22 protein-coding genes, 4 tRNA genes and 2 pseudogenes are annotated in these 21524 nt (G+C 61.6%); 15 read left to right on the top strand and 13 right to left on the bottom strand.

Annotated elements, in window-relative coordinates:
• The 8 genes from BJI47_RS24785 to BJI47_RS18795 all read right to left on the bottom strand — a co-directional run.
• Positions 1–587: transposase (locus BJI47_RS24785; RefSeq protein WP_254900520.1), on the bottom strand; the 587-nt coding region annotated here is incomplete at its 3' end.
• Positions 588–602: 15 nt separating this feature from the next.
• Positions 603–1112 carry an IS110 family transposase gene (locus BJI47_RS24780; protein WP_254900519.1) on the bottom strand — a complete coding sequence of 170 codons (510 nt, stop codon included), beginning with the start codon at positions 1110–1112 and terminating at the stop codon, positions 603–605.
• A gap of 367 nt (positions 1113–1479) precedes the next feature.
• Positions 1480–1701, bottom strand: a complete 222-nt coding sequence (locus BJI47_RS18820; protein ID WP_125458764.1) for a hypothetical protein — start codon at positions 1699–1701, stop codon at positions 1480–1482.
• A 149-nt stretch (positions 1702–1850) separates the two neighbouring features.
• Positions 1851–1924, bottom strand: a tRNA-Phe gene (locus BJI47_RS18815).
• Between the two features lie 81 nt (positions 1925–2005).
• Positions 2006–2079: transfer RNA gene (locus BJI47_RS18810), tRNA-Asp, on the bottom strand.
• A 116-nt stretch (positions 2080–2195) separates the two neighbouring features.
• Positions 2196–2268 (bottom strand) — tRNA-Glu (locus tag BJI47_RS18805).
• Between the two features lie 127 nt (positions 2269–2395).
• Positions 2396–3064: a ScbR family autoregulator-binding transcription factor gene (locus tag BJI47_RS18800; RefSeq protein WP_088945175.1), complete on the bottom strand. Its 669-nt coding sequence runs from the start codon at positions 3062–3064 to the stop codon at positions 2396–2398.
• Between the two features lie 313 nt (positions 3065–3377).
• Complete coding sequence (locus BJI47_RS18795; protein ID WP_254900690.1) at positions 3378–4394, bottom strand: magnesium transporter CorA family protein; 1017 nt, start codon at positions 4392–4394, stop codon at positions 3378–3380.
• 393 nt (positions 4395–4787) lie between these two features.
• On the opposite strand from BJI47_RS18795, the gene BJI47_RS18790 reads away from it, so the two are divergent.
• Positions 4788–6041: a lipase family protein gene (locus BJI47_RS18790; protein ID WP_176224964.1), complete on the top strand. Its 1254-nt coding sequence runs from the start codon at positions 4788–4790 to the stop codon at positions 6039–6041.
• A gap of 65 nt (positions 6042–6106) precedes the next feature.
• Positions 6107–6182, top strand: a tRNA-Lys gene (locus BJI47_RS18785).
• Between the two features lie 221 nt (positions 6183–6403).
• Here BJI47_RS18785 and BJI47_RS18780 read toward each other — a convergent pair.
• Positions 6404–7564: pseudogene (locus BJI47_RS18780) on the bottom strand (tyrosine-type recombinase/integrase); the annotation flags it as partial.
• Positions 7561–8343, bottom strand: a complete 783-nt coding sequence (locus tag BJI47_RS18775) for a helix-turn-helix transcriptional regulator (protein WP_176224963.1) — start codon at positions 8341–8343, stop codon at positions 7561–7563. The pseudogene BJI47_RS18780 and the gene BJI47_RS18775, both read right to left, overlap by 4 nt.
• 140 nt (positions 8344–8483) lie before the next feature.
• Here BJI47_RS18775 and BJI47_RS18770 point away from each other — a divergent pair, with 140 nt between their 5' ends.
• From BJI47_RS18770 to BJI47_RS18745, 5 genes are all read left to right on the top strand, one after another.
• Positions 8484–8693 carry a DNA-binding protein gene (locus BJI47_RS18770; RefSeq protein ID WP_088945177.1) on the top strand — a complete coding sequence of 70 codons (210 nt, stop codon included), beginning with the start codon at positions 8484–8486 and terminating at the stop codon, positions 8691–8693.
• A 100-nt stretch (positions 8694–8793) separates the two neighbouring features.
• The gene (locus BJI47_RS18765; protein ID WP_125458762.1) at positions 8794–9270 is read left to right on the top strand and encodes a hypothetical protein; all 477 of its coding nucleotides are present in this window, start codon (positions 8794–8796) and stop codon (positions 9268–9270) included.
• A gap of 11 nt (positions 9271–9281) precedes the next feature.
• The gene (locus tag BJI47_RS18760; protein ID WP_139804869.1) at positions 9282–10145 is read left to right on the top strand and encodes a hypothetical protein; all 864 of its coding nucleotides are present in this window, start codon (positions 9282–9284) and stop codon (positions 10143–10145) included.
• Between the two features lie 551 nt (positions 10146–10696).
• On the top strand, positions 10697–11113 hold the full coding sequence (locus BJI47_RS18750) for a WhiB family transcriptional regulator (protein WP_176224962.1): 417 nt from the start codon (positions 10697–10699) through the stop codon (positions 11111–11113).
• 63 nt (positions 11114–11176) lie between these two features.
• Positions 11177–11419: a hypothetical protein gene (locus BJI47_RS18745; RefSeq protein WP_088945168.1), complete on the top strand. Its 243-nt coding sequence runs from the start codon at positions 11177–11179 to the stop codon at positions 11417–11419.
• A gap of 126 nt (positions 11420–11545) precedes the next feature.
• Here BJI47_RS18745 and BJI47_RS18740 read toward each other — a convergent pair whose 3' ends face one another.
• Positions 11546–11779 (bottom strand): hypothetical protein, encoded by a 234-nt coding sequence (locus tag BJI47_RS18740; protein WP_088945167.1) that lies wholly within the window; start codon positions 11777–11779, stop codon positions 11546–11548.
• 24 nt (positions 11780–11803) lie between these two features.
• Here BJI47_RS18740 and BJI47_RS18735 point away from each other — a divergent pair, with 24 nt between their 5' ends.
• The 7 genes and pseudogenes from BJI47_RS18735 (at position 11804) to BJI47_RS18710 (ending at position 19671) form a co-directional block, all read left to right on the top strand.
• Entirely contained in the window at positions 11804–15019 is a 3216-nt protein-coding gene (locus tag BJI47_RS18735) for a phage tail tape measure protein (protein WP_088945166.1), read from the top strand.
• A 169-nt stretch (positions 15020–15188) separates the two neighbouring features.
• The gene (locus BJI47_RS18730; protein ID WP_125458761.1) at positions 15189–15692 is read left to right on the top strand and encodes a hypothetical protein; all 504 of its coding nucleotides are present in this window, start codon (positions 15189–15191) and stop codon (positions 15690–15692) included.
• 30 nt (positions 15693–15722) lie between these two features.
• On the top strand, positions 15723–16457 hold the full coding sequence (locus BJI47_RS18725) for a hypothetical protein (protein WP_088945164.1): 735 nt from the start codon (positions 15723–15725) through the stop codon (positions 16455–16457).
• A gap of 85 nt (positions 16458–16542) precedes the next feature.
• The gene (locus tag BJI47_RS18720) at positions 16543–18756 is read left to right on the top strand and encodes a phage minor capsid protein (protein ID WP_088945163.1); all 2214 of its coding nucleotides are present in this window, start codon (positions 16543–16545) and stop codon (positions 18754–18756) included.
• On the top strand, positions 18753–19037 hold the full coding sequence (locus BJI47_RS18715; protein ID WP_088945162.1) for a hypothetical protein: 285 nt from the start codon (positions 18753–18755) through the stop codon (positions 19035–19037). Before BJI47_RS18720 ends, BJI47_RS18715 begins: the two co-directional genes overlap by 4 nt.
• Positions 18985–19182, top strand: a pseudogene (locus tag BJI47_RS25055) (DUF2510 domain-containing protein); the annotation flags it as partial. The gene BJI47_RS18715 and the pseudogene BJI47_RS25055, both read left to right, overlap by 53 nt.
• A gap of 75 nt (positions 19183–19257) precedes the next feature.
• Positions 19258–19671: a hypothetical protein gene (locus BJI47_RS18710; protein ID WP_254900689.1), complete on the top strand. Its 414-nt coding sequence runs from the start codon at positions 19258–19260 to the stop codon at positions 19669–19671.
• Positions 19672–19758: 87 nt separating this feature from the next.
• Here BJI47_RS18710 and BJI47_RS23810 read toward each other — a convergent pair whose 3' ends face one another.
• Complete coding sequence (locus BJI47_RS23810) at positions 19759–20061, bottom strand: DNA-binding protein (RefSeq protein WP_125458760.1); 303 nt, start codon at positions 20059–20061, stop codon at positions 19759–19761.
• Between the two features lie 152 nt (positions 20062–20213).
• Positions 20214–20396 (bottom strand): hypothetical protein, encoded by a 183-nt coding sequence (locus BJI47_RS23805; protein WP_125458759.1) that lies wholly within the window; start codon positions 20394–20396, stop codon positions 20214–20216.
• 186 nt (positions 20397–20582) lie between these two features.
• Between BJI47_RS23805 and BJI47_RS18700 the strand changes: the two genes are divergently transcribed.
• The coding region (locus tag BJI47_RS18700; protein WP_088945159.1) for an acyl-ACP desaturase at positions 20583–21524 on the top strand (942 nt) is incomplete at its 3' end.

Genomic DNA, 21524 nt, shown 5'->3' with positions numbered 1-21524 from the left:
AGGTTGCGGAGAGCGGCGTTGTGGCGCTCTCCCATAGCTCGACGTTTGTCGTAGTGTGCCCGAGCACCCGGTGATTTCGTCAGGATGGAGAATGCCCACCAGTGGCAGGCGTCGCCGAGTCGTTTGTTCCGGACTTTGCGAGCTTTAACGTAGTGCGATCGGCCTGATGCACGGGTGATCGGTGCAGTTCCGGCGAATGCGCGCAATCCGGCGGGCGTGGTGAATCGTTCTGCGTCGTCGCCGATCTCGGCGAGTATGCGGCCACTCAGTACCGTACCCAGACCTGGAACGGATCTGAGGAGGGGCGCCATCGGATGGGTATCGAAGACTTCGCCGAGCTCTTTCTCGAGCGCATCCACCGCTGTGTGCATCGCGGCGACGATGCCGAGCAGACCGGTCACTGCGTGTCCGAGCGCATCCTCGACCTCACGTGGTTGCGTCAGCGCCGGCGCATGCAGATCAGCCAGAATCTGATCGACCAGCTTCTCGTCGTTGCGTCGTCCCGCCCGATGTAGCAGAGCAACGAGGCGCCGTTTCGTCAAATCGCGGCCAGCGGTCGGCGTGGGTACTGCACCGAGAACGACCACTGTCGCTTTGTGTTTCTAGTTCGGAAATGCTTGCAGTGCTGCAGGATAGAATTCCAGGAACACAGATCGCAGCCGGCTCAGGGTTTGGTGCAGTGCCCATAGCGCTTCCTGATGTTGCCGGGCGAGTGCCTTGATCGCGCGGGCATGCTCAGTAGTTGCGGGGAGAGTTCGGTGCGCATCGCGGTCGGTGCGCAAGATGTTCGCCAGAATCGCAGCATCGCCGGGATCGGACTTGCCGCCTGCTTGCCCGTGCCGTTCGCGGTACCGCGCGACGGCACGCGGATTGATCGGATAGACGATGAACCCGGCGTCTGCGAGGGCAACGACGAGCAGGTTCTTGTCGGTCTCGATGGCAACTGGGGAATCCTCCGCGGTGCCGCCGTGTGATGCGATCAGGTTGAGTAGTTCGATGAATCCGGTTGCACCGGTGTCGATCCTCGCCCGCGCGATCACCGCTCCGTCGGTGTTCATGATGGCGACGTCGTGATGGATCTCGGCCCAGTCGATCCCGACGGTCAATCCCATGGATCACTCCTCCCGTTGGTCGGTTTCCTTCCTTGTGAGCTCGAGGTGGTGCGGCAACCTAATGGACAGCGCTCTGTGGCGCGGCATCTCACAAGCCGATCACGTACCTCGGACGACTGGCAGGGCCACCGTCTACATTCAGACCTTCGGGTGCGGTCCGTTCAATCTTGGTAGTGATCACCTTCCAGCAGCTCACCACCTCAGCCTGCGCCCCGGTCGGTAAAATCTCAGTGACCACCTGCCAGTCGCCTTTTCGTGTCGCAATCGATGCCGACCACCCCATTACGTGAAGTCGGTAACCCACTTCCGATTCGGGGCCTCGGAAGTGAAATCACGGTCGAGCAGGTCAGGGGCCCGTGTGGAATTCTTACCGCCCTGAATCGTGCTGTTGCTCCTCGGTCGTTGCACCGGGAGCTTGGTTGGCATCGATCAGAGCTTGGCGTGTCCAGAGCCGGAGTGACTCCGCGCCGGCACCCAGTTTCGGTCCGATCGCCTTGCATGCGCCGTACACGGAGTTGTACTCGTGGAGATGGTCAAGGACCATCTCCACCGCACGCTCACGTTGCTCGGCCGGGTAACGCTTCGACATGTGCTTCATCCTTCACAAAGAACGAAGCGGCATCAAACCCGGGACGGTTCACTGCACGGGCGGATAATCGCCGGATGATCAGTACTAAGTTCGCGGCGTCAACCCTTGACAACTACCAGAAGGGGTGCTTGAACTGGGAAACCAAGATGTGGCCAGGGCCGGGATCGAACCGGCGACCTTCCGCTTTTCAGGCGGACGCTCGTACCAACTGAGCTACCTGGCCGGGCGGCACCGATGACAATGCCTTGTACTGAACTGATGCAATTCTGACTGATCGTATAATTCGATGACAACACCGAACTTGCGACCCTGACGGGACTCGAACCCGCGACCTCCGCCGTGACAGGGCGGCGCGCTAACCAACTGCGCTACAGGGCCTTGCGTCGAACTCAACTAGCGCAAACTTTAGCAGGTGATCAACCCGCTTCGAACTGCGCCACTCTGCAAGAGACTGCTGTACTGCACACCGGATTGTCAATTCCGGCGATCGAACGTACCCCCTACGGGATTCGAACCCGCGCTACCGCCTTGAAAGGGCGGCGTCCTAGGCCGCTAGACGAAGGGGGCCCGCCGAACTGCTCGAACCTGCAGCTACTCGGACTACAAGCTTCCACAATCCCGAACTGCACTGACGTTACCCTCAACGGCATTCCGTTGGGAGCTTGGATAGCTTAGGGCACTTCTTCCGAAAAACTCAAACCCGCAGGTCAGAGGCGCTATTTTTAGCCACCAGCTCCAGGGGCGGCCATCCGACACGCTGCCAGGTGTCCAACCACTGAGGTGTTGCCATCGCATGAAGGAGCACTTCGAGGGATTCTTGGAACAGAGCACGCAGCTCGGTGCTGTCCGACACGAGATCAGTCATGAATCGCTGACCCGCGAGTGACGCGCTCAGCACTCTGGTGAACCTGTCCGGGCTGAACTCCGGTTTCAAGTCGCCCATCTCCTGGGCCTTGCGTGCCAATTCGTGCCCAGTCAGGCCCCATGCTCGGCCGCTCCCGGATTGGACCTCACTGTAGAACTCCGGCTCGACGATCAGCCGAAACTCGGCTCGAACAATGACGTCGGTCTGAAATCCGAGAGCGATGTCGTCGATGATCCCGCGAATGACTTCGAAGGGATGCAGTGTCGAGCCCTGCCACTTCTCGGTGATAGCGGTGTACCTCTCCAGCGCAGCTACGAGCACGGCCCGGGCCAGATCTTCCTTCGATTGGAAGTGGAAGTACATCGCACCCTTGGTGGCATTGGAACCCTCGAGGATCGCATTGACGGACGCGGCCGCGTATCCACGTCGGGCGAACTCCGTAGCCGCAGCCTCGACGATCGCCGCTCTGGTCCTGCGTGCGCGCTCTTGTTGTGCCATTACTTCTCGTGCCTCCGAAAAAAGCGCTCTGCACATCAGCAGTCCATACCGCTGATCGAGCGTAAGTCACCATGTCCTCGACAAAGCTGTTCATTGCCCCAGAAGCCTCTGGGAAACCCAGAAAACAGACAAATCGGCGACGATAAACAAACAATCCGGGTGGTACGCTCACCCGGCTCGAGTGCGCTGCAGGGGGTGCGCACTCGAGCCACTAGGTCACACAGGGCAGGGTGCGCTTGCCTCGTAGCGCATACCTTACAAACAATACCCCACTGTAAGGTGCCGAACCGGTCAGCCGACTTGTCGACGGCCGTCAGAGCCAATCGCGGCGCTTGAAACTTCGCCACAATCCTGTCGCCAGTCCGATCAGCACCACAGTACTCAGCCAGAAGCCGAGGGCGCGGCCGTGACCAGGAAACGGGATGTTCTGCCCGAAGTATCCGGTCACACCGGTGGGTATGGCGATGATCGCCGCCCACGCCGTGAGCTTCTTCATGACCTCGTTCAAAGAATTACCCTGCATGGCAAGACCTGTCGACAAAATTGTTTCGATCGCATCACGAAGGCCGTCGACTCTCTCCGTCAGGCGAAGCGAGTGGTCGTACAAATCCTGGTAATAAGGAGTGACTTCGCTATCGATTGGATGTCGGTTCGGTCTGAGCAAACCCGCGCATACCTCGGCCATGGGCAGAACCACCTTGGAAACCGCGACCACCGACCGGCGAACTACGAAGTTGCGCAACTGAATATCACGAACCGGCAACCCCTCATCGATCAAGGAGTCCTCGATCGACTGCACATCCTCGTTCAGCGAATTGACGACGGCGAAGTACCCGTCCATGATTGTGTCGAGAAACGACCACACCAGGTACCCCGCCCCATGGACGGTCATCGAAGACTCGTCGTCCCAGCCGTCGAGAATGGGATCCAGAGCGAACGCATCATTCGAACGAATCGTAATGAGGGCGTTGCTCGTGACGAACATTCCGATTTCGGTTTCCTGAAGCGAATCTTCGGTATCGAGCCGAAGTGCCCGCGTATGCACGAGAAAGTGGTCACCGAATCGAACGAACCGTGGACGCCGTCCGTGAGCCAAAGCTCCTTCCAGGGCCAGCGGATGCAGTTCGCGACCTCCGAGAATCTCCGCGACCCGAGACAGATCAGCAGTCGTCGGCGCCAACAGGTCGAACCACAGAACAGCGTCGGGGTCCACGCGCCACTCCCGGAGTTCTTCCTCGTTTGGGTCTGTCACCTGCAAGGCGCCGTGCCGATAGATGCGACTCCGCGTGGCACAGCTGATCGCACCATGATCTTCGGTACTTCGAATCACGTTCGGCTCCCTCTGTCTATCCAACATTCGTTGGTAACCCCATGATGCACCGGTGATCACACGTGGGCTTTCCCCTGCTTCGGGTTCCCGACAGGATTCACCGCAGTCTGCTGTCCGGCATTCGGTCACCGACGAGCCAGATCATCTTGATCGAAGCGTGTATTGCAGTGACATGAGAAGGTCTTCGGTTCAACGCTTTTCGGTAGCAAATTTCACGCAATCGCTTTCGTGGACTTCTTCGAAGAGTGACCCACTCCGTCCTTTCCAGGTCTCGGAAAGGACGGATAACAATCCGAACTCGACCCGGCGCCGCTCACTCGCGCCGTCAAAATCGAATATAATGTGACTCAGAGCACACAAAGCTGATAGTGGATGACGAATTCAGGTGAGAGCATGGTTGGCAAAGAATTCTTCCATCGTTCGGCAGGACTAGTTCTCGCAGTATCACTGATCGCTGCGTATCCGTGGTCGGTCAGCGCCGACCCCGTGACGGACTTCATCACGCCGAAGCAAGATCCCGCGTCCGCCGCGGCCACACCGCTCTCGGATCAATGGTTCGATGCGCCTGCCGGATACGAGAATTCGAGCCCTGGGACCATCCTCGGCACCCGTTCAGTGAGCGTCGGCCCACTGGTCACACCGGTGACCTCCACCCAAATCCTCTTTCGATCCACCGATTCCAAGGACCGACCCGTCGCGGCAGCCACCACCGTGATTGTACCCACCGCCCCGTGGACCGGAAAAGGTAGTCGCCCTGTCGTCGCCTACAACATGGCAATAGATTCACTGGGCAACACGTGCGCGCCGTCGTGGACACTACCCCGCGGCATTGCGCCGGAAATCGTTGCGGTGCAGCTCTTTCTGGTCAAGAACTATGCAGTTGTGGTCACCGACCACCAAGGCCCCCGGCAGGCATATGCCGCTGGAAGGATGGCGGGACATGCAGTCCTGGATGCACTGCGAGCAATGGTCGCCCTACCGGAGTTGGGGCTCGACAAGGAATCTCCGATCGCCGTCACCGGCTATTCCGGAGGCGCAATCGCATCCGGCTGGGCCGCGCAACTCGCACCGTCGTACGCCCCAGAGGTGAACATCGTCGGTACCGCGTTCGGCGGTGCGCCGATCGACTACCGCATTCTGCTCGGATCCATGAACGGAACCAATGCGGCCTCGACCCTGTTTCTCTCCGCGGCACTCGGAGTCGCCCGCGAATATCCGGAAATGTTCCAACTCATGAACGCGAACGGACTTCGGCTCGCGCAGGTCGCGAAGGACATGTGCGTCTATCTACTCGCCCCAGGCGGGCTGGTGGTGCCGATACCCGTCCAGGCACTCTCGGACATACCGAACGTGGATCGCACTCCGATCGCGGAAGAAATCATCGCTCGGACGCGGATGGGCGGTGCCCTCGCGCCGTCGACCCCAGTGTTCATCTACCAAGGGCAACAGGAATTTTGGATCCCCCGAGAAGGCGCCGAAACCCTGTACGACGAATGGTGCGCCCAGGGTTCCGACGTCCGGTTGGAGGAATACCTCGGTGAGCACATGACCGTCGCGGTGTCGGGCGTGCCTGGTTCCCACGCGTGGATCGACGAGCGGCTCGCCGGAATCCCCGCGCCCAAAGGTTGCAGTAGCTTAGGCAAATAGCCGCCCGACGCTCGGTGGGGGTACCTGCCTGCCGGATGGGAACACCCATTACACTTTCGATCCGCGCCCCTATAGCTCAGTTGGTAGAGCTACGGACTTTTAATCCGCAGGTCGTAGGTTCGAGTCCTACTGGGGGCACCATCTTGACCAGGTATTTCCTGGTCAGCGGCGGTATCGATGCTCGCGAGATCATCCGGAATGGTCACCGAATGGTCACGGACGTCTTCGCGTAGGCCCTGGTCACGGCCCGCGCGGGGTACCAGTCCGGCAGCCGCTTCCGCTGCTTTCGACCCGACACCCTTCAGAAGATGCGAGTACGTGTCGCTGGTGATCGAGATCGACGAATGACCGAGCAGCTTCGACACGACAGCGATCGGCACATCGGCGGCGAGGAGCAGCGATGCGCGTCCGTGCCTCAAATCGTGCAGACGGATCGGACGTAGGCCCGCACCCTTGGCGAGCCGATTGAACGTGTCTGTGACGTGCTGAGGCGGTATCGGGGTGCCGTCCTCGCGAGCGAACACGAGTCCGTGATCTTGATAAGCGCTACCCCACTGGGCGCGCTCGGCGTCCTGGGCGAACCGATGAGCCAGGAGGATGCCGGCTGTCTGCTGGTCGAGATCGACTACTCGATCCTCACCGCTCGACGTCTTCGGCTTCCCGAACTGGAACTGCTTGTGCTCCCCGTGGCAATAATCACACTCGACCCCGGTCCCGTCGACCTCGATCAATTGTTGCCGAACTGTGATCACGCGCCCGACGAAGTCGACGTCATCCCACCGGACACCGCATCCCTCACCGCGGCGTAGGCCCGTCATGGCGAGCGTCTCGAACAGAGCGCCGAGTCGGTCGGTCGCAGCGTGGTCGAGGAATGCGCCGAGCTCGGCTACCTCCCACGGCTTCACCTTCGGGCGTTGGGCGCGCGGCAGCTCCATGTTCTCGGCCGCATTGAAGGTCACCAGGTGCTTACGCTTCGCCGATGTGAGCGCGCTCCGCAGTGTGGCGTGGATACGTCGCTGCGTCGAAGCGGACAGTGGCTTCGGGTTCCGACGCTTGCCTTTGGCGATCCGCTCCCCCAGGCTCGGCGCGACCTTCGGCGTGGCGAGCGCTCGGAGCATGTTCTCGACGTGTTGCGCTCGTAGGTCACCGAGGCGCAGTCGACCGAGGTACGGGACTAGGTAGGTGTCGACGTGCTGTTGGTAGCTGCGCAGCGTCGTCGGCCGGATCCCCGCATCTTTCTTCGCGAGCAGCCATGAGCGGAGGTACTGCTCGACGGTCTGCTGCCGGTCGTGGGAGACCTGACCGTTGCCGACCTGCACGAGGAACTCGGCGAGCGCCGCCTCCGCTTCATCGGATGTGCGGTAACCGGACTTGCGTACCTGCTGACGTTTGCCTGTCTCTGGGTCGAAGCCGATGTCGACGAGGAACGTCCATGATCCGTGCGGCTTTCGGCAGGACTTACGCCGGCCGCGCGCGTCGTGCTCTACCGGGCACTTGCAGCGCTTCGATATCGAACCCTTCATCGAAGTTCAATCCCATCGTCAGCAGACCAATCGTGGGCATTGTCGATGCCGACGATCTCAAGCCTGCGTGACTCCGAGTGGTTAAAGCTGAGAAACGGAAACCGAACTGCCAATAGCTCTTCGGCGTAGCGCTCTACCAGTACTTCATCGAGCCAGAAGGCCCGGTCCTCCGCTGACTTACCCGCTTCCGAGAATGCCAGGTCCTCAACAGTGCCTATGCGAGCTGATGCACTTCGGCTTTCTAACTCATGATCGAGCGCACTTCGCTTCGCCGCGATGGATTCAGAGGGCACTCCGAGCACTCGGAGCAGTTCCAACTCATCAACGCTGCGCATTGGCTCGTCACGCGTGAGCCCCTGGGTGGCTGCATTCAATAAGTCGACTCCAGTCCCAGAAACCGAGTAGGGACCCTGGTTTCCATCCAGCAGCTCCCGGACAAGACGCAGGGCGTTTATGCGGTTAGCGGCGGAGACAAAATCGTAGTGGGCGTCCTCCAGCGCACCTCTGGCGTTGGCATAGCCCCAAAGTGCCTGCTGATACAGAAAGCCGATCAGTCCACCGGTTGGCTGCAGCTCGGCTATGGGCACCTTCAGGATCTCGGCGAGCCTTACAGCCTCGGTAAAGCGGATTGGGCGACTCCCGTTCTCCACTCTCGAAAGCGTCCCTTGCGACCAGTTGACTCCGGCCTCGCGAAGGCCGTCCGAGAGGTCTCGCTGACCCAATCCCGCAGCAACCCTGAGGGTCTCTATCTTCTTTCCGACTTCCCGTTCTGCATCCATACCGGAAGGATATCGCGTTTTGCGATCAAAGTGCAACGAAAACCTTTGACATGCTGCCGAATGTGCCCTAGTCTGGCCCATGGATCGAAAATCGATCAATTTTGATCGATTTTGAGATCATCTTCGGAAAGGCGCACTTGATGGACATCAGACAAGATCTCCTCGCCGCAGGGCCAACGGTTCCGCTCTGGCCAACGGCGGGCAACGCCGTCGGCGCGAGTCGAAGCACCACTTACGCACTCGCGCAGCGGGGAGAGTTTCCGGCGAAAGTCCTACGCCTCGGTTCGAGCTACCGGGTCGTCACGGCCGATCTCCTTGCGCTGCTGCGCATCGAGAACACGGCGGCTTGATAACCCAAAGAAAAACCCCCGACGCCAACCCTCTCGACTGCAATCGAGAGAACGCCGAGGGCACTGAACAGTTACACAATCACCAGAACGGATGTCCTACATGAATTCTAACAGCAAAACCACACGCCGCCCCGCAATTTCCGTCGATGAGTGGAGAGCCCAGAAGTCGACGCAGCGCGAAACGGACTCCGCCGTCAGCGATTACGCGCGCAAGGCGCGAGCAATCCACGACTACTCGGCGACCCTTGTCGAGCGGTCGCAGCGCTTCGACTACGCGAACCTTGCAGTCGAGCTCGCCACCGCGCACACGGCGATGCTGGAGACCGCACCAGGAGTCAGCAACCTGAATGACTCCGGGGATGTCGGGGCCGTAACTGACGCCAGCGGTGACCCCTTCGACGTTGGCTACCACTACTTCCCGGACGCCACGCCAGGCGAGCCCGTCCACCTCGTAACCCTCGGCGACCACACAACGCCAATCTCGGTTGACCAAGTGCCAGAGCTGATTCGGCTCCTCTTGGCCGCTGCTGCTGGCGCTTGCAACCACTCCGAGACGGTGCGGGCAGCGGTTGTCTAATGAGTGATTCGATGCGTTATGCCTGGCGGCGGCTGGTCGTGTGCGACGAACACTTCACCGACGACCAGCGGCGCACGATGCTCATGATGGATAGCTACGCCGACCCGGATGGGAGTAACGCCCATCCGGGGGTGCAGCGCCTCTCCGAGGATCTGCGCAAAACTGGAAGCAAGACAGGACACGTGTCCGACCGCACCGTCAGAACCGCGCTTGCACTGGGCGTTCAGCGCGGATTCCTGGAGTTGACAGCGAAGGCCCCTCGCCGGCGGGGAAACAGGCTCGCCGATGTTTACCGGCTGACCATGCCCGCGGAAGTTGCACCGGCAAGCCATGTTGCCACTACAAACCTTGTTGCACCGGCAAGCCATGTTGCCGGTGTAACAGGCACTTACACCGGCAATCCTGACGAGTTAGACCGGCAATCAGGAGCACTTAGACCGGCAATCCATGTTGCCGACCACCAGTCCCTTTACACCAGACCAACTACACCAGATAAAAGCAGCGGAGACTTTTCTATGCACCGAAGTGACGGTCCACGCTCGCGACCCGTACCGCCGGAAGGCTGGAAACTGGTTCGGGACGTCGTCCCATCGAGCACCAATCCGCAAGCCGTGAGGACAGCTCTGGCGTTGCAAACCTCAGCGCTCCTCAACGAGGGGTTCGACTCGGACACCGTCAAAGCCGCTTTGGAAATCTGGGTCGGCAAAAAAGGCGTTGGCCCCGGGATCCTCCCCAGCCTCGTCTCGGACGTATTCAAATCCCGCGCCCCCATCCGAGCCGTCCCCAACGCCGGCATCGGCCCCGCCTCCCAGAAGGCGATGGGCTGGCTCGCGATCGGCGAAAAGTACGCCAACGACCGAAAGGAACTCCCATGAACACAACGACCGAATCCAGGACAGAGGCACGCGAACTCGGCCTCGGCCTGACTGCAGTGCTCCATCTCCGGCCGCCAGCCTGCAAGTTCTGCGCAGTACGAGGACCGAAACTCTCAAAGTTGCGCCTCAACGACGACTCGACCATCGGTCCAATTTGCGAGAAATGCGCGACAGACGTCCAGCGAATCGCAGACCACTACTTCCCGGCCCTCAACCAGCGGACCTCACCCGATACGCGAGGACAACATGAGAACACATGACCGCATCCCCCACCCACACCCACTGGCCCTCCCCGAAAGTGCGGCAGAAAGCCAACCAGACGGCAGGAAAAAGGCCCAGAGGACGAAGGCGGCGCTAGTTCCGCGTCTTCGCGTGTCATGCGCGAGGCAATCGGGAAGCAGGCGGCAAGAGTGCGAAGTGAACGTTTACTTGCCCCGCGCGCGCGCAGGAGGAACGCGAAGACGCGGATCGGACGTTCGGCAGCCTCACCGCGCACGCGAGGAACGCGAAATGAGACGTTCCACCTGCCCTGCACGCGCGCGGGAGATCCGATGACAGTCCGCAAGGTGCGGCAATCTCACCGAGGTATTGACCAGGACTGGGAGCACCAGCCCTCTAAGAGCGCAGATGGCGCAGGCTGGCCCGACGAGGGCTTACTTCACCTGCTGCGGTTGATCTCCGGCGAGGCAGGCCCCCAGCTACCCCGAATGCCGAGGCTGGGCATGACTCCATGCGTAGGGCGGGCACCCATGTGGGACGACCATGTCGACGGCGAGGCACCCGCCGACCGGACCGTTCGACTCGACGCGGCCCGCCGCATCTGCCGGAGCTGCCCTGTGCGCCTCGCCTGCGACGTCGAAGCACAGATCAGTCCGTATACCGAAGGAATTTGGGCGGGCTTCCACTACCTCGACGCAACCACTGACGAGGAGGAGACAGTGACCGCTTCGCAACCACTCCCATTCTGACCAGCACAAACACCCACCCCAGCGGATTTCTAATCCGCAGGTACGCCACTAGGAGAACCCGCTATGACGACCCCCAGCCCACTCCCCGACGACGCACCCAAGGCGTACCAGGACGTCAACGCTCTGATCGTCGCGCTCGCCAACCATGACCTGACTGGAGTGCGAACGATGCTCAACGCGATGGACAGCGAAGAAATTGAAGCATTGACCAAGGCGCACTCGGCTTCCTGGGCGGCTCAGACAATGCTCTTCCGTCGACTCGGCGGGGAGATCAACCGATCCACCAACCTCACCACGGAGGGCTGAACCATTTCGCTAAACGTAGGTGAACTCGTAGCCACCCTCACTGTCGATGATGCCCGCTTCACCCGCTCCATCCAGGACAGCCAACGGCAGGTCAGCAACTTCGAACAGGCAGTCCGGCAGTCGACATCACGCGTCGACACCAGCTTCCGCGACAGCAGCCGCCAGGTCGACAACCTCGGCACCAGCGCGCAAGGCGCAACCCGTGACATCGGACGCATAGCAACATCCGCCAGCGATGTTGGCCGCGTCGGCACCGAAGCTCGCCAAGCCGAACGGCAAGTCGATCAGCTCGGCCGCACCAGTGAGCGCACCGCTGAATCCACCAGGAGCATCGGCGAAGGCGTTCAGGAACGCGTACAAGGCGCGTTCTCCGGCATCGGGGACTTGGCTGGCCAGTCGGGAGATTCGGGCGGTGGTAGCTTCCTGTCGGCATTTTCCAGCAAAGTCGCCAGCCTCGGCGGCAAAGGCGGACCGATCGCCGCGTCCCTCCTCGGAGTCGCGGCGATCGGTCTCGCTGCCGGCGCGGTCCTCGCCAATGCCATTGCAGACGGTATGGAGCAGGAGAGACAAGAAGACCTTCTCCAAGCGAAGCTCGGCGTCAACCCCGAGACGGCCCGCCGAATCGGTGAGGCCGCGGGCCTCGCTTACTCCAACGCGTGGGGTGAATCCGTCACCGAGAACATGGATGCAGCTCGCGCCGCAATCCAGTCCGGGCTCCTCACCGGCGAGGAAGACACCAAAACCTTCCAGGCCACCATCGAACAGCTGAACATCGTCAAAGACATCATGGGCGAGGACATCCCCAACCTGACGCGCTCAGCGTCTCAGGCCGTCAAGACTGGTTTCGCGACGGACGCCCCCGCTGCATTGGATATGTTCGTCAAAGCGCAGCAAGCGGGCCTGAACACCTCCGAGGACTTCCTCGACACGATCGACGAGTACGGCATCCAGTTCAAGAAGCTCGGCCTCGACGGCCCGGAAGCGATGGGTCTGCTCTCACAAGCCGTTCAGGGCGGCGCACGAGACACCGACACCGCAGCGGATGCGCTGAAAGAGTTCTCCATCCGCGCTACAGATGGCTCGAAAGCATCCGCCGAAGCATTCGAGACGATGGGCATGAACGCCGAAGAAATGACCGCGAAGATCAGCCTCGGCGGACAAGACGCACAGGATGGTTTGGAGCAAGTCCTGACAAAGCTCCGCGAAATGCCGCCAGGGTTGGAGCGCACCACAACGGCAGTCGGATTGTTCGGCACCAAAGCCGAAGACATGGGCGATGCGCTCTACACCATGGATCTCTCGACCGCCGTGCAGCAACTCGGCGATGTCGAAGGCGCGGCAAAGAAGGCCGGCGACACCATGTCCGGGAACACTGCCGGATCGTTCGAGTCCGCCAAACGTTCCATCGAAACATCCTCTGCTGACATCAAACTCGCACTGGCAGAAGCGTTCGGTCCCGCACTGCAAGACGTCGCGAACTGGGTGACAGAGAACAAGCCAGAGATCATCGGCTTTTTCACCGGACTTGCCGATGCAGGGTTCGCGACCCTGGATGCCACGCTGGCATTTTCGTCGGGCGCGTTACGTGCATGGGCAGGCTTCGCGGACGGCATGGGCGGAACCATCGCCAAAGCCACGCAGTTCATCGCTGGGATGATCGAGATGTCCGCGAAAGCGCTCGACATCATCCCCGGCATGGGAGACCAGGCCGACGAAATGCACGCTGTTGCGGACGGCATGAACGACTTCGCGAACTCGGTCGGCACCGCAGGCGACAAGGCCCGCGGCATGGCGGACATGATCGACGGCGCGCGACCCGGCATCCAGGGTATGCGCGAGGACGTCAAGGCAGCGGGTGAACGAGCCGAAACATCAGCGCGCCTGATGCAGGCCCTCGGCACTGCCGTCGTCAACGACATCCCGGATGAGAAGTCCATCATCATCGACTCGAACACTCCAGAGCAGCAGACCGCACTCGAAGCTTTGGGCTTGAAAGTGGAGACCCTGCCGGATGGCACGTTCAAAGTGACGGCGAATACCGGCGAGGGTCAGCAGGCGATCGACGCCTTCATCGGCAACAACAACGGCAAGAACATCGGCATGTTTGTCGACCTCCGTCAGCGCCAGATCGGATACTGGCGGGACCAGGGCGTCTCGGAGGCTGACGCCCCGTCGATGCAGGGTCCAGTCCCAGTTGTTTCACCAAATTCGGGGAACTTCGGCGGTGGTGGTGGGACGTTCGCCAACGGTGGCATCCGCGAGGCGCATGATCCGCAGATCGGCGACGGCCGCACCACCCGAATCTGGAATGAACCAGAGACGGGCGGGGAGTCGTACATTCCGCACGCGCCCTCGAAGCGTGGGCGCGCGGAGGACATCCTCGCGATCACCGCGAAGAAGTTCGGCTTCGGGCTGGTGAAGTCTTTCGCTGACGGCGGCGTCATCGGCAAGGACGGCATTGACGCGTCGATGCAGTGGGCGCAGTCCATGGACCCGGTCGGGTATGAGATGGGCGGTTTCTCCACTGCCTCCATCGACTGTTCCGGCGCAGTGTCCGGCGCTATCAACCGGGCACTTGGACTCGACGCTTACGACTCGCGTATGTCGACGGTCTCCGAGGGTGCATGGCTGCAACACAAGGGTGCGATCCTCGGGCGCGGCCCTGAGGGAAGCCTCCGTGTCGGCTGGTGGGATCAAGGCGGCGGCGCAAACGGCCATACCGCTATGACCTACCCGGACGGCACGAACTTCGAGTCGAACGGCTCCGAGGGTGTCGTTGTCGGTGGCCCTACTGGCGCGGACGATCCGTCCTTCGACCAGCAGGCATGGTTCCCGATGTCCGGCGATCTCGGCATGGAATCAGATACGGGCACCGGCAGTAACCCCGACACGTCCACTTCTGGCGGAACGGATTCTGCCTACGCGATCACCGACTCTGGTGTCGACTTGTCTACCGATGGTGACCGCGTGTTCGTCACGAACTGGCCGTCAACTCTCGGCGGTACGGACAAGCCAGCCGAGGAACGCACCCCCATCCTCACCGCAGGACTGAAGGTGTTCGCGAACGGCGGCGAAGACCACAGCGCACAAATCGGCAACGGTACAACGCGCATGTGGAACGAACCCGAAACGGGCGGCGAAGGATACATCCCCCTCGCACCGTCGAAGCGGGGCCGCTCGGTAGCCATCACGAAGCAGATCGCGAAACGCTTCGGCTACGACCTCATCCCCATGGCAGACGGCGGACTCACAGGATTCGGCGGCTACCAGAACTCGGACCGCCCCACCCTGGACATCCCCCTGAACGGCAAGGGCCAGTCCGCGAACAAACAGCGAGCGAACTTCAACAATCTCCTGGCGCTCGCAGTCGGTGGAGCAAACACCATCGCCTCAGGCTTCGACGCCAACGGCAACTTCACCGGCAAGTTCGACAGTGGTTCCAACTCGCCAGCCATCCTCGAAGCCGGCCTCAGTCAGGTGCTCGAAGTTCTCGATCAGATCAAGGAAGCGGCACAGGCAAAGACTCCGGTCGATGTTCAGGTCGACATCGACCAGGGCAACCGCTCCGCGAACATCGCAATCATGAAGGCGGGCTTGTAAATCCCGCTGTGACCATCGAGTGACCAAGCAGCATTCGACCTGCGGACTGTTGGACCGAATCGGACTCTCAGTCCGCAGGTCGAGACTCACCCCTTGTGACGCTCGAGATTTCAATATCACACTGGTAGAATGAAAGCAATTGCAGCACAACATCTTCCAGGAGAATGCCATGACAGCAGAGACCCCGCCGAACGTCCGCAGAGTGAGCGGTAGCAGCAACCCCGACGACCGCAATTACACCGGCCTCGGCTACGTCGACAACGAAGGTGCCTACCACTTTCCAGACGGGCGCAGCCTCCCCGTCACAGGCGGAATCGACTATCCGGACGGACGGCACACGGAAGGCGCGGTCGCCCTCATTGTCCGCGAAGACGCCACTCCCACAACGACACCCAGCGCTGACGGAGCGAACCCCATCTGGTCGGCATTGCAGCGACTGCACTGCGTGGACCGCGCACAACAGGACACCTACGACTTCGCCCAGTTCGGTGTCCTCGGCGGCGACCCCACTGTCGAACCGCTGACGGAAGCCCTCGACCCGATCCTGCCCCCAAGTAACGCCGGCACCGCCGATCCCCACGGGCCCGCAGTCAAGGCTTTCGTTCTCGGCTCACCTGAACGGGAAGACGCGCTCGACGCCAGCTACCGCGACCATCCAGAACGCCACCGCTAAACCCTCACACCATCACCAGGAGAACCCACCATGACGACACTCGCAGACCTGAACAAGCGCGCAATGGAACTCGGCCGCGAGCGCACAGCCAAGCTCGCCTACTACCAGAAAGAAGCCGAGACCGACGAACTCATGTCCACCGACGCACGGACGCGATACCTCGAAGGCTGGACGAAGTCGGTCAACACCGAGTACGCGAAGAAGTTCGAGGAGTTGAAGGAAGAGGCCGCGTACGTCGGTCGACAGGTGACCCGCGACAGTGAGCGAGTACGCCCCACCTTCGATTCCAATTCACCGGCCGACCTCACCCGCACCGAGCAGGCATGGCGCAATATCGTTCTCCCACAACTGGAGCGCGGGCGCACGCTCAATCAGGCGTTGAAGGGCGCAGACCGTGACGCAGTGATCGGCGCGGAACGGTTCGCGGGCGGTTGGTTCAACGCTAATCGCGGACCCGACCAGACGATCGAAGAGGCATTGAACGGCGATCAAGCGAAGGACTTCACCGCCAACGTGCAGGCCGCTGTGACAAGCCGGTTCGCGGATCTCGCAGACCGCCCCGAGGACGCGGCAGCCATCAGGGCCGCAGCGCGACTGGAAAACGAGCTTGCTGCATTTCAGCGGGTCACGTACATCTCCGAATCGGGCGGCAGTCACCTCGAAGCGGCAGTCCTGTCGCACTACTCGGACAAAGACGTGCCCGACGTCGACGCAGAGGAAGCGCAGGAGAGCGCCTCGACCGCGCAAGCGATGTCCTGGCAGTGACCACGGCGTGACCACAACACCCCTGACCTGCTGAAAAACACACCTAAGCGGATCACTGATCCGCAGGTCGAGAGAGGAATTACGGGTGGCATTGGACCCGACAGAGGCTTACGGCATCAGCAACGACGTCGTGAGCCTCTACGCGGGCGCTGAGCTTCAGTTACTGGCGAAGATGGCCGAGCATCTCGCAGTCAGCGCCGATCGAGATGACTGGGCAGAGCGGCAGCAGACGGAGCAGTTGCGGTTCCGTAGCTACGCGCAAGCCATGCAGCGCCAGCTCCAAGCGAGCGCCATGCCCGCGATCGGCAGGGCTGTGCAGAAGGCAGGGCACCTCGGTCGACGCCGCGCCGATGAGGATCTCGACGACAACGGCGTAGCTCCCGTTACTGCCCGCCCGTCCACGGAGCGCCGCGAGCCTACGAATCCACGCACTGAGCGGGCCGCACGGCAGGCCATGCGCGACGTCTACGCACTGAATGAGACCGTAGCCAAGGTCTCAGAGAATCTGTACGTGAAGGTGAAGATGCAGGTTGGTGCGCGTACGACCGCCAACCCCGGAGGGCTGCGCGTCGATGCGGTACAGCAAGCCCTCGACGTTCTTACCGCCCGCGGCATCACCGGCTTTCGAGATCGCGGCGGTAAGAACTGGTCGCTCGCCACGTACATGGAAATGAAATCGCGGACGGTCGTCAATCAGGAACTCATCGACTCGCACACCGAGCGGATGAAGGAGCGCGGCTTCAACCTGCTCGTCGTGTCCTCGCATCCACGATCGGCACCGCAATGCCAGCCGTACGAAGGGCAGGTGCTCAGCCTCGACGGAACGTCCGGAACCATCGAACAGAAGAACGCGGCAGGCCCCGGCACCGTCCGAGTGAAGATCAAGGCAACGCTGGAAAGTGCACGCGCACAAGGCTTTCAGCATCCAAATTGCCGGCACGCAGTAAGTGCCTGGATTCCCGGAGCGTCCCGAACTTTCACGACTGAAGAGAACCCGGAAGGCTACGCAGCCACTCAGAAGTTGCGCGCGATGGAACGCGGCATCCGTGACACGAAGCGGAAGCAGTCGGTCGCGGTCACACCGGAAGCAAAGCGCGTCCAGGCTGCCCGGTTGAGAGTCCAGCAGAAGGCGATCCGCGACCACATCACCGTGCACGATCTGAAGCGCCGGCCGAAGCGGGAACGCGTAGACCTCGGCTACACGATCGGCGACGTCCGCCCGGACGGCGTCAAGCCGCCCACGTTGCCGAAGCCGAAGCCGACACCGCCGGCCGCGCCTACCCCGAAGGTAGCCTCTGCGACACCCAAGCCGAAGCCGAAAGCAACGTTGCTCAGCGACTCGACGCGCGAACTCATCGAACAAGCCCGCACCACACTGCCGAAAGACCGTGCTGGCTGGCTCGATACCACCATCAAGTATCCGCGAGATGTGAACGGCGCGAAGCTCGTCCCCGAGAAGCTGCAGCGGCACCTCGACACGACACTGAGTGTCGGGAAATCGATCCGCGACGATGCGATGCTGCGAATCGATAAGGATGCGGTGGTGAAGAAGCTCCAGGCCGCGGACAAGAAGCTCATCGCCAACGGGCAGGCATTCTCACCCGTCCGCGATGAGATTCGCCGAGACATCGCTCGACGAGAATCCGCGATCCTTCAGGAGGCACTCGCCGAGGTTCGCCCGATAGGCGGCGTGAAACAGGCCGCGCGGATCTCCGACATGCGCATCGCCGATGCCACAGAGGGCACCGCGGAAGGCATCGCAGCTGTGCGTCGCGCTGAGATCATCTTCCCGGACGCCTGGTTGCAGACTGCATCGGACCGGGGCGAGTTGAAGGTCGGCAAGACGGACCGCGCCTTCTACGAAGGCGACTGGGACTTCATCGCCGCAGCCGAGACGGACTACCACCCAAACTATCGGGGTGCCTTCGATTCCTACCCCGACGAAGTGATGGCCCACGAACTGGGCCACCGCATGGAGCGCGCAATACCAGGGCTGACGCACCTCGAATTTGCGCTCGTCCGATCCCGCTCGACGAAGAACGGAGTCCTCGAACCGATGAGTCAGGTCTACCCAGGCAAGCAAGGCATGGAGAACGAGGTCGGCTACGAGGACGACTGGCGGCACCCCTATGCAGGGAAGGTGTACTCGACTGACGCTATGGCCGATCCAGCGACCCGTGCAGCGGAGGCGTTCCAAGTAGGGTTGCAAGACACGTTTGGGCGCAGCACCCCGAGCGGTGAGTTCGACAAGACCAGTCAGCTACAAGAATTCGTGATCGGGGCGATGGCGCTGCTATGACCTGGACAGTCACCTCACGCGAGGACCAAGGCCGCTGGCTCACATACAGCGGGGACGGCCCGGAAGCCACACCCGATATGTGGGAGGCTGACCCGGAAACTCGGACGTACCTCACCAGGGAGGGATATTCCTTCCCGCTCACACCGACCGGGCCAATCGCGACAATCGCCGACGACTCGACGCTCATGGCGGCAGCGCTGAATCTGCTGCCGAGCGCGCGCGTCTCGGGTGAGCATCCGAACTATCCGCCCGTCCGTTCTGCTCCCGGCGTCATCTACTGACCAAGGGAGGTCCAGCGCCACTACGAGACACCTGACACGGGAGACAAAATTGACTCAGCCGGGATGGCACCCAGACCCCGAAGGTTCCGGTCTGTTGCGATGGTGGGACGGGCACCGGTGGACGTCGGCACTGCGGTCCACTCAGTCACCCGATCCTTCCATTTCAAACACGCGTCCTGCTGCCACCCCGTTGACCCCGCGGCAGAAGCGGAGGAACTACATGGCAGTCGGCGTTATCGGTGCCGTCGTCATCGCGCTCGTGACATACACCGCATGGCAGGAAACGCGCAGCGGGGAACCTGATACGTCGGCCGAATCGACATCTACGACCGAAGCGCCCGTCACTTCAACCACCATCCGCGCCCGGCCGGTCACACCGAGCACCGCACTCACAGGTGGGATCGCGGAGATAGCTTGCGAGAACGCGATCGAAGACCAACTCAAAGCGCCCTCGACCGCTGACTTTCCTGACACCAACTCCAAGCGAATTTCGGGCGGCGCTTTCGATGTACGCGGCATCGTCGATTCCGAGAACGCATTCGGTGGGACCGTCCGCAACTATTTCGGGTGCACCGTCGCCCCTGCCGGATACGACAAACACCGCGTGACGGTCAACGAGCTCACCAATAACTGAATCGATGGCCGCTGAGCCAACGGAATGATGCCCCACCTCTTGATCCTGGGAGGTGGGGCATTTCTGCCTGTCGAAGCGGCCATCGGTCTACCTCTGCGCACGCCTCTCCAGGCGACGCCTCGACCCAGGCGTAAGCCCCGCGGGATCAGCTACTGGCGCGATCGCGGGCACTGCCGTCAACTGCAACGCTTGTGCGACGTCGTCGTCGGTGAGTCGCCAGCGGTTCGCGATTTTGTGGCCGGGGAGTTTGCGGGCGCGGAGTTGGGTCAGGTACCACCCTTCAGTGACTCCTAGCCGTTCCGCGCCCTCGGCGACAGGAAACGTCAGGGCAGCTACTCGAACCCCTGGCTGCGGTTCCGTCCCTGGGAGGGTCGATCCATCATCGGACATTCGGCGACCGTACCCACGGATCTAGGTTGTTTCCAGTCATCCGAGATGCACGGAACCGTGGCTTCAGAGTGGTCACGGACGAACCGTGTGACCACGTAACCAGCCACCACAGAACAACACGACAACCTGCCTTCACCTGGACCGACTGACTCTCAGTGAGATTCACCGTCATCAGGCATCACCGACTCGTTCTGACTTTTAATCCGCAGGTCGTAGGTTCGAGTCCTACTGGGGGCACCGAGGATGTCCACGCGGTGGCAGATGCCGTCCACCGCGTGTTCGGCCCGGACGCCCGCTTTTCCACCACCGGCGGCCCGTGCAGCATCCGAGTACATCGAAAGTACACTCGGTAACAGTTCGGCTACGGGGAACGAACTGTCAATGGGGAATGAACTGCTACGGGGGCACAACGCCCTGTTCCCGGCCGGCTACTGTGCGCCACGCAACTCGAGAGCGTTCACAGCCAAGTTACGGTGCCGTAGGCTAGGTCCGAGTATCGGCAATGTATGGAGGGCAATGTAATGGCGAGGGATCTGACACAGCTGGAGCTGCTACACGAGCTGGTTCCTGTTGCGGAAGACAACGTGAACCGCCACATGTCGATGGCGAAGGAGTGGCACCCGCACGATTACGTGCCGTGGGACGAAGGCCGCAACTTCGCCGCACTCGGTGGGGTGGACTACGAACCGGAGCAGAGCAAACTCTCCGAGGTAGCGCGAGCAGCGATGATCACCAACCTGCTCACCGAGGACAATCTGCCCTCCTACCACCGCGAGATCGCCGAAAACTTTTCACAGGACGGCGCCTGGGGCACCTGGGTGGGACGGTGGACCGCCGAAGAGAACCGGCACGGCATCGTCATGCGCGACTACCTGGTGGTCACCCGCGGTGTCGATCCGGTCGCGCTCGAGCAGGCCCGGATGATTCACATGACCAACGGTTTCGCCTCGCCGGCGGGCGCAGAAACCGGACTGTTGCATTCGGTCTCGTACGTTACCTTCCAGGAACTCGCCACGCGTGTCTCGCATCGCAACACCGGCAAGGTGTGCGACGACCCGATCGCCGACCGGATGCTTCAGCGCATCGCGGCGGATGAGAACCTGCACATGATGTTCTACCGCAACGTCACCGCTGCCGCGCTCGACATCGCGCCGGATCAGACGTTGGAAGCGATCTCGCATATCGTGATGAACTTCCAGATGCCTGGTGCCGGGATGCCGAACTTCCGCCGCAACGGTGTGTTGATGGCCAAGCACGGCATCTACGATCTGCGTCAGCACCTCGAAGACGTGGTGTGGCCAGTGCTACGGAAGTGGCAGATCTTCGAACGCGAGGACTTCACCGGTGTCGGGGAATCCAAGCGTGAAGAACTGGCGGTGTTCCTCGAAGACCTCGAGCGTCAGGCCACCAAGTTCGAGGAAATGCGTGATCGTTCCCTCGCACGCGAAGCCGCCAAAGCAGAG

This window comes from Rhodococcus sp. 1168, assembly GCF_002091955.1.
In the GTDB taxonomy this organism is placed as follows: domain Bacteria; phylum Actinomycetota; class Actinomycetes; order Mycobacteriales; family Mycobacteriaceae; genus Rhodococcoides.
This window is presented reverse-complemented; position numbering and strand designations above follow the sequence as displayed.

Excerpts from the sequence above, each read along its gene's own strand:
- BJI47_RS23805 (WP_125458759.1), bottom strand. The coding sequence starts at position 20,396 with ATGTACTCGGATGCTGCACGGGCCGCCGGTGGTGGAAAAGCGGGCGTC.
- BJI47_RS18745 (WP_088945168.1), top strand. The coding sequence starts at position 11,177 with ATGACGACCCCCAGCCCACTCCCCGACGACGCACCCAAGGCGTACCAG.
- BJI47_RS18775 (WP_176224963.1), bottom strand. The coding sequence starts at position 8,343 with ATGGATGCAGAACGGGAAGTCGGAAAGAAGATAGAGACCCTCAGGGTT.
- BJI47_RS18760 (WP_139804869.1), top strand. The coding sequence starts at position 9,282 with ATGCGTTATGCCTGGCGGCGGCTGGTCGTGTGCGACGAACACTTCACC.
- BJI47_RS18730 (WP_125458761.1), top strand. The coding sequence starts at position 15,189 with ATGACAGCAGAGACCCCGCCGAACGTCCGCAGAGTGAGCGGTAGCAGC.
- BJI47_RS18820 (WP_125458764.1), bottom strand. The coding sequence starts at position 1,701 with ATGTCGAAGCGTTACCCGGCCGAGCAACGTGAGCGTGCGGTGGAGATG.
- BJI47_RS18750 (WP_176224962.1), top strand. The coding sequence starts at position 10,697 with ATGACAGTCCGCAAGGTGCGGCAATCTCACCGAGGTATTGACCAGGAC.
- BJI47_RS18790 (WP_176224964.1), top strand. The coding sequence starts at position 4,788 with ATGGTTGGCAAAGAATTCTTCCATCGTTCGGCAGGACTAGTTCTCGCA.
- BJI47_RS24780 (WP_254900519.1), bottom strand. The coding sequence starts at position 1,112 with ATGGGATTGACCGTCGGGATCGACTGGGCCGAGATCCATCACGACGTC.
- BJI47_RS18770 (WP_088945177.1), top strand. The coding sequence starts at position 8,484 with ATGGACATCAGACAAGATCTCCTCGCCGCAGGGCCAACGGTTCCGCTC.
- BJI47_RS18725 (WP_088945164.1), top strand. The coding sequence starts at position 15,723 with ATGACGACACTCGCAGACCTGAACAAGCGCGCAATGGAACTCGGCCGC.
- BJI47_RS23810 (WP_125458760.1), bottom strand. The coding sequence starts at position 20,061 with ATGTCCGATGATGGATCGACCCTCCCAGGGACGGAACCGCAGCCAGGG.
- BJI47_RS18715 (WP_088945162.1), top strand. The coding sequence starts at position 18,753 with ATGACCTGGACAGTCACCTCACGCGAGGACCAAGGCCGCTGGCTCACA.
- BJI47_RS18710 (WP_254900689.1), top strand. The coding sequence starts at position 19,258 with ATGGCAGTCGGCGTTATCGGTGCCGTCGTCATCGCGCTCGTGACATAC.
- BJI47_RS18765 (WP_125458762.1), top strand. The coding sequence starts at position 8,794 with ATGAATTCTAACAGCAAAACCACACGCCGCCCCGCAATTTCCGTCGAT.
- BJI47_RS18800 (WP_088945175.1), bottom strand. The coding sequence starts at position 3,064 with ATGGCACAACAAGAGCGCGCACGCAGGACCAGAGCGGCGATCGTCGAG.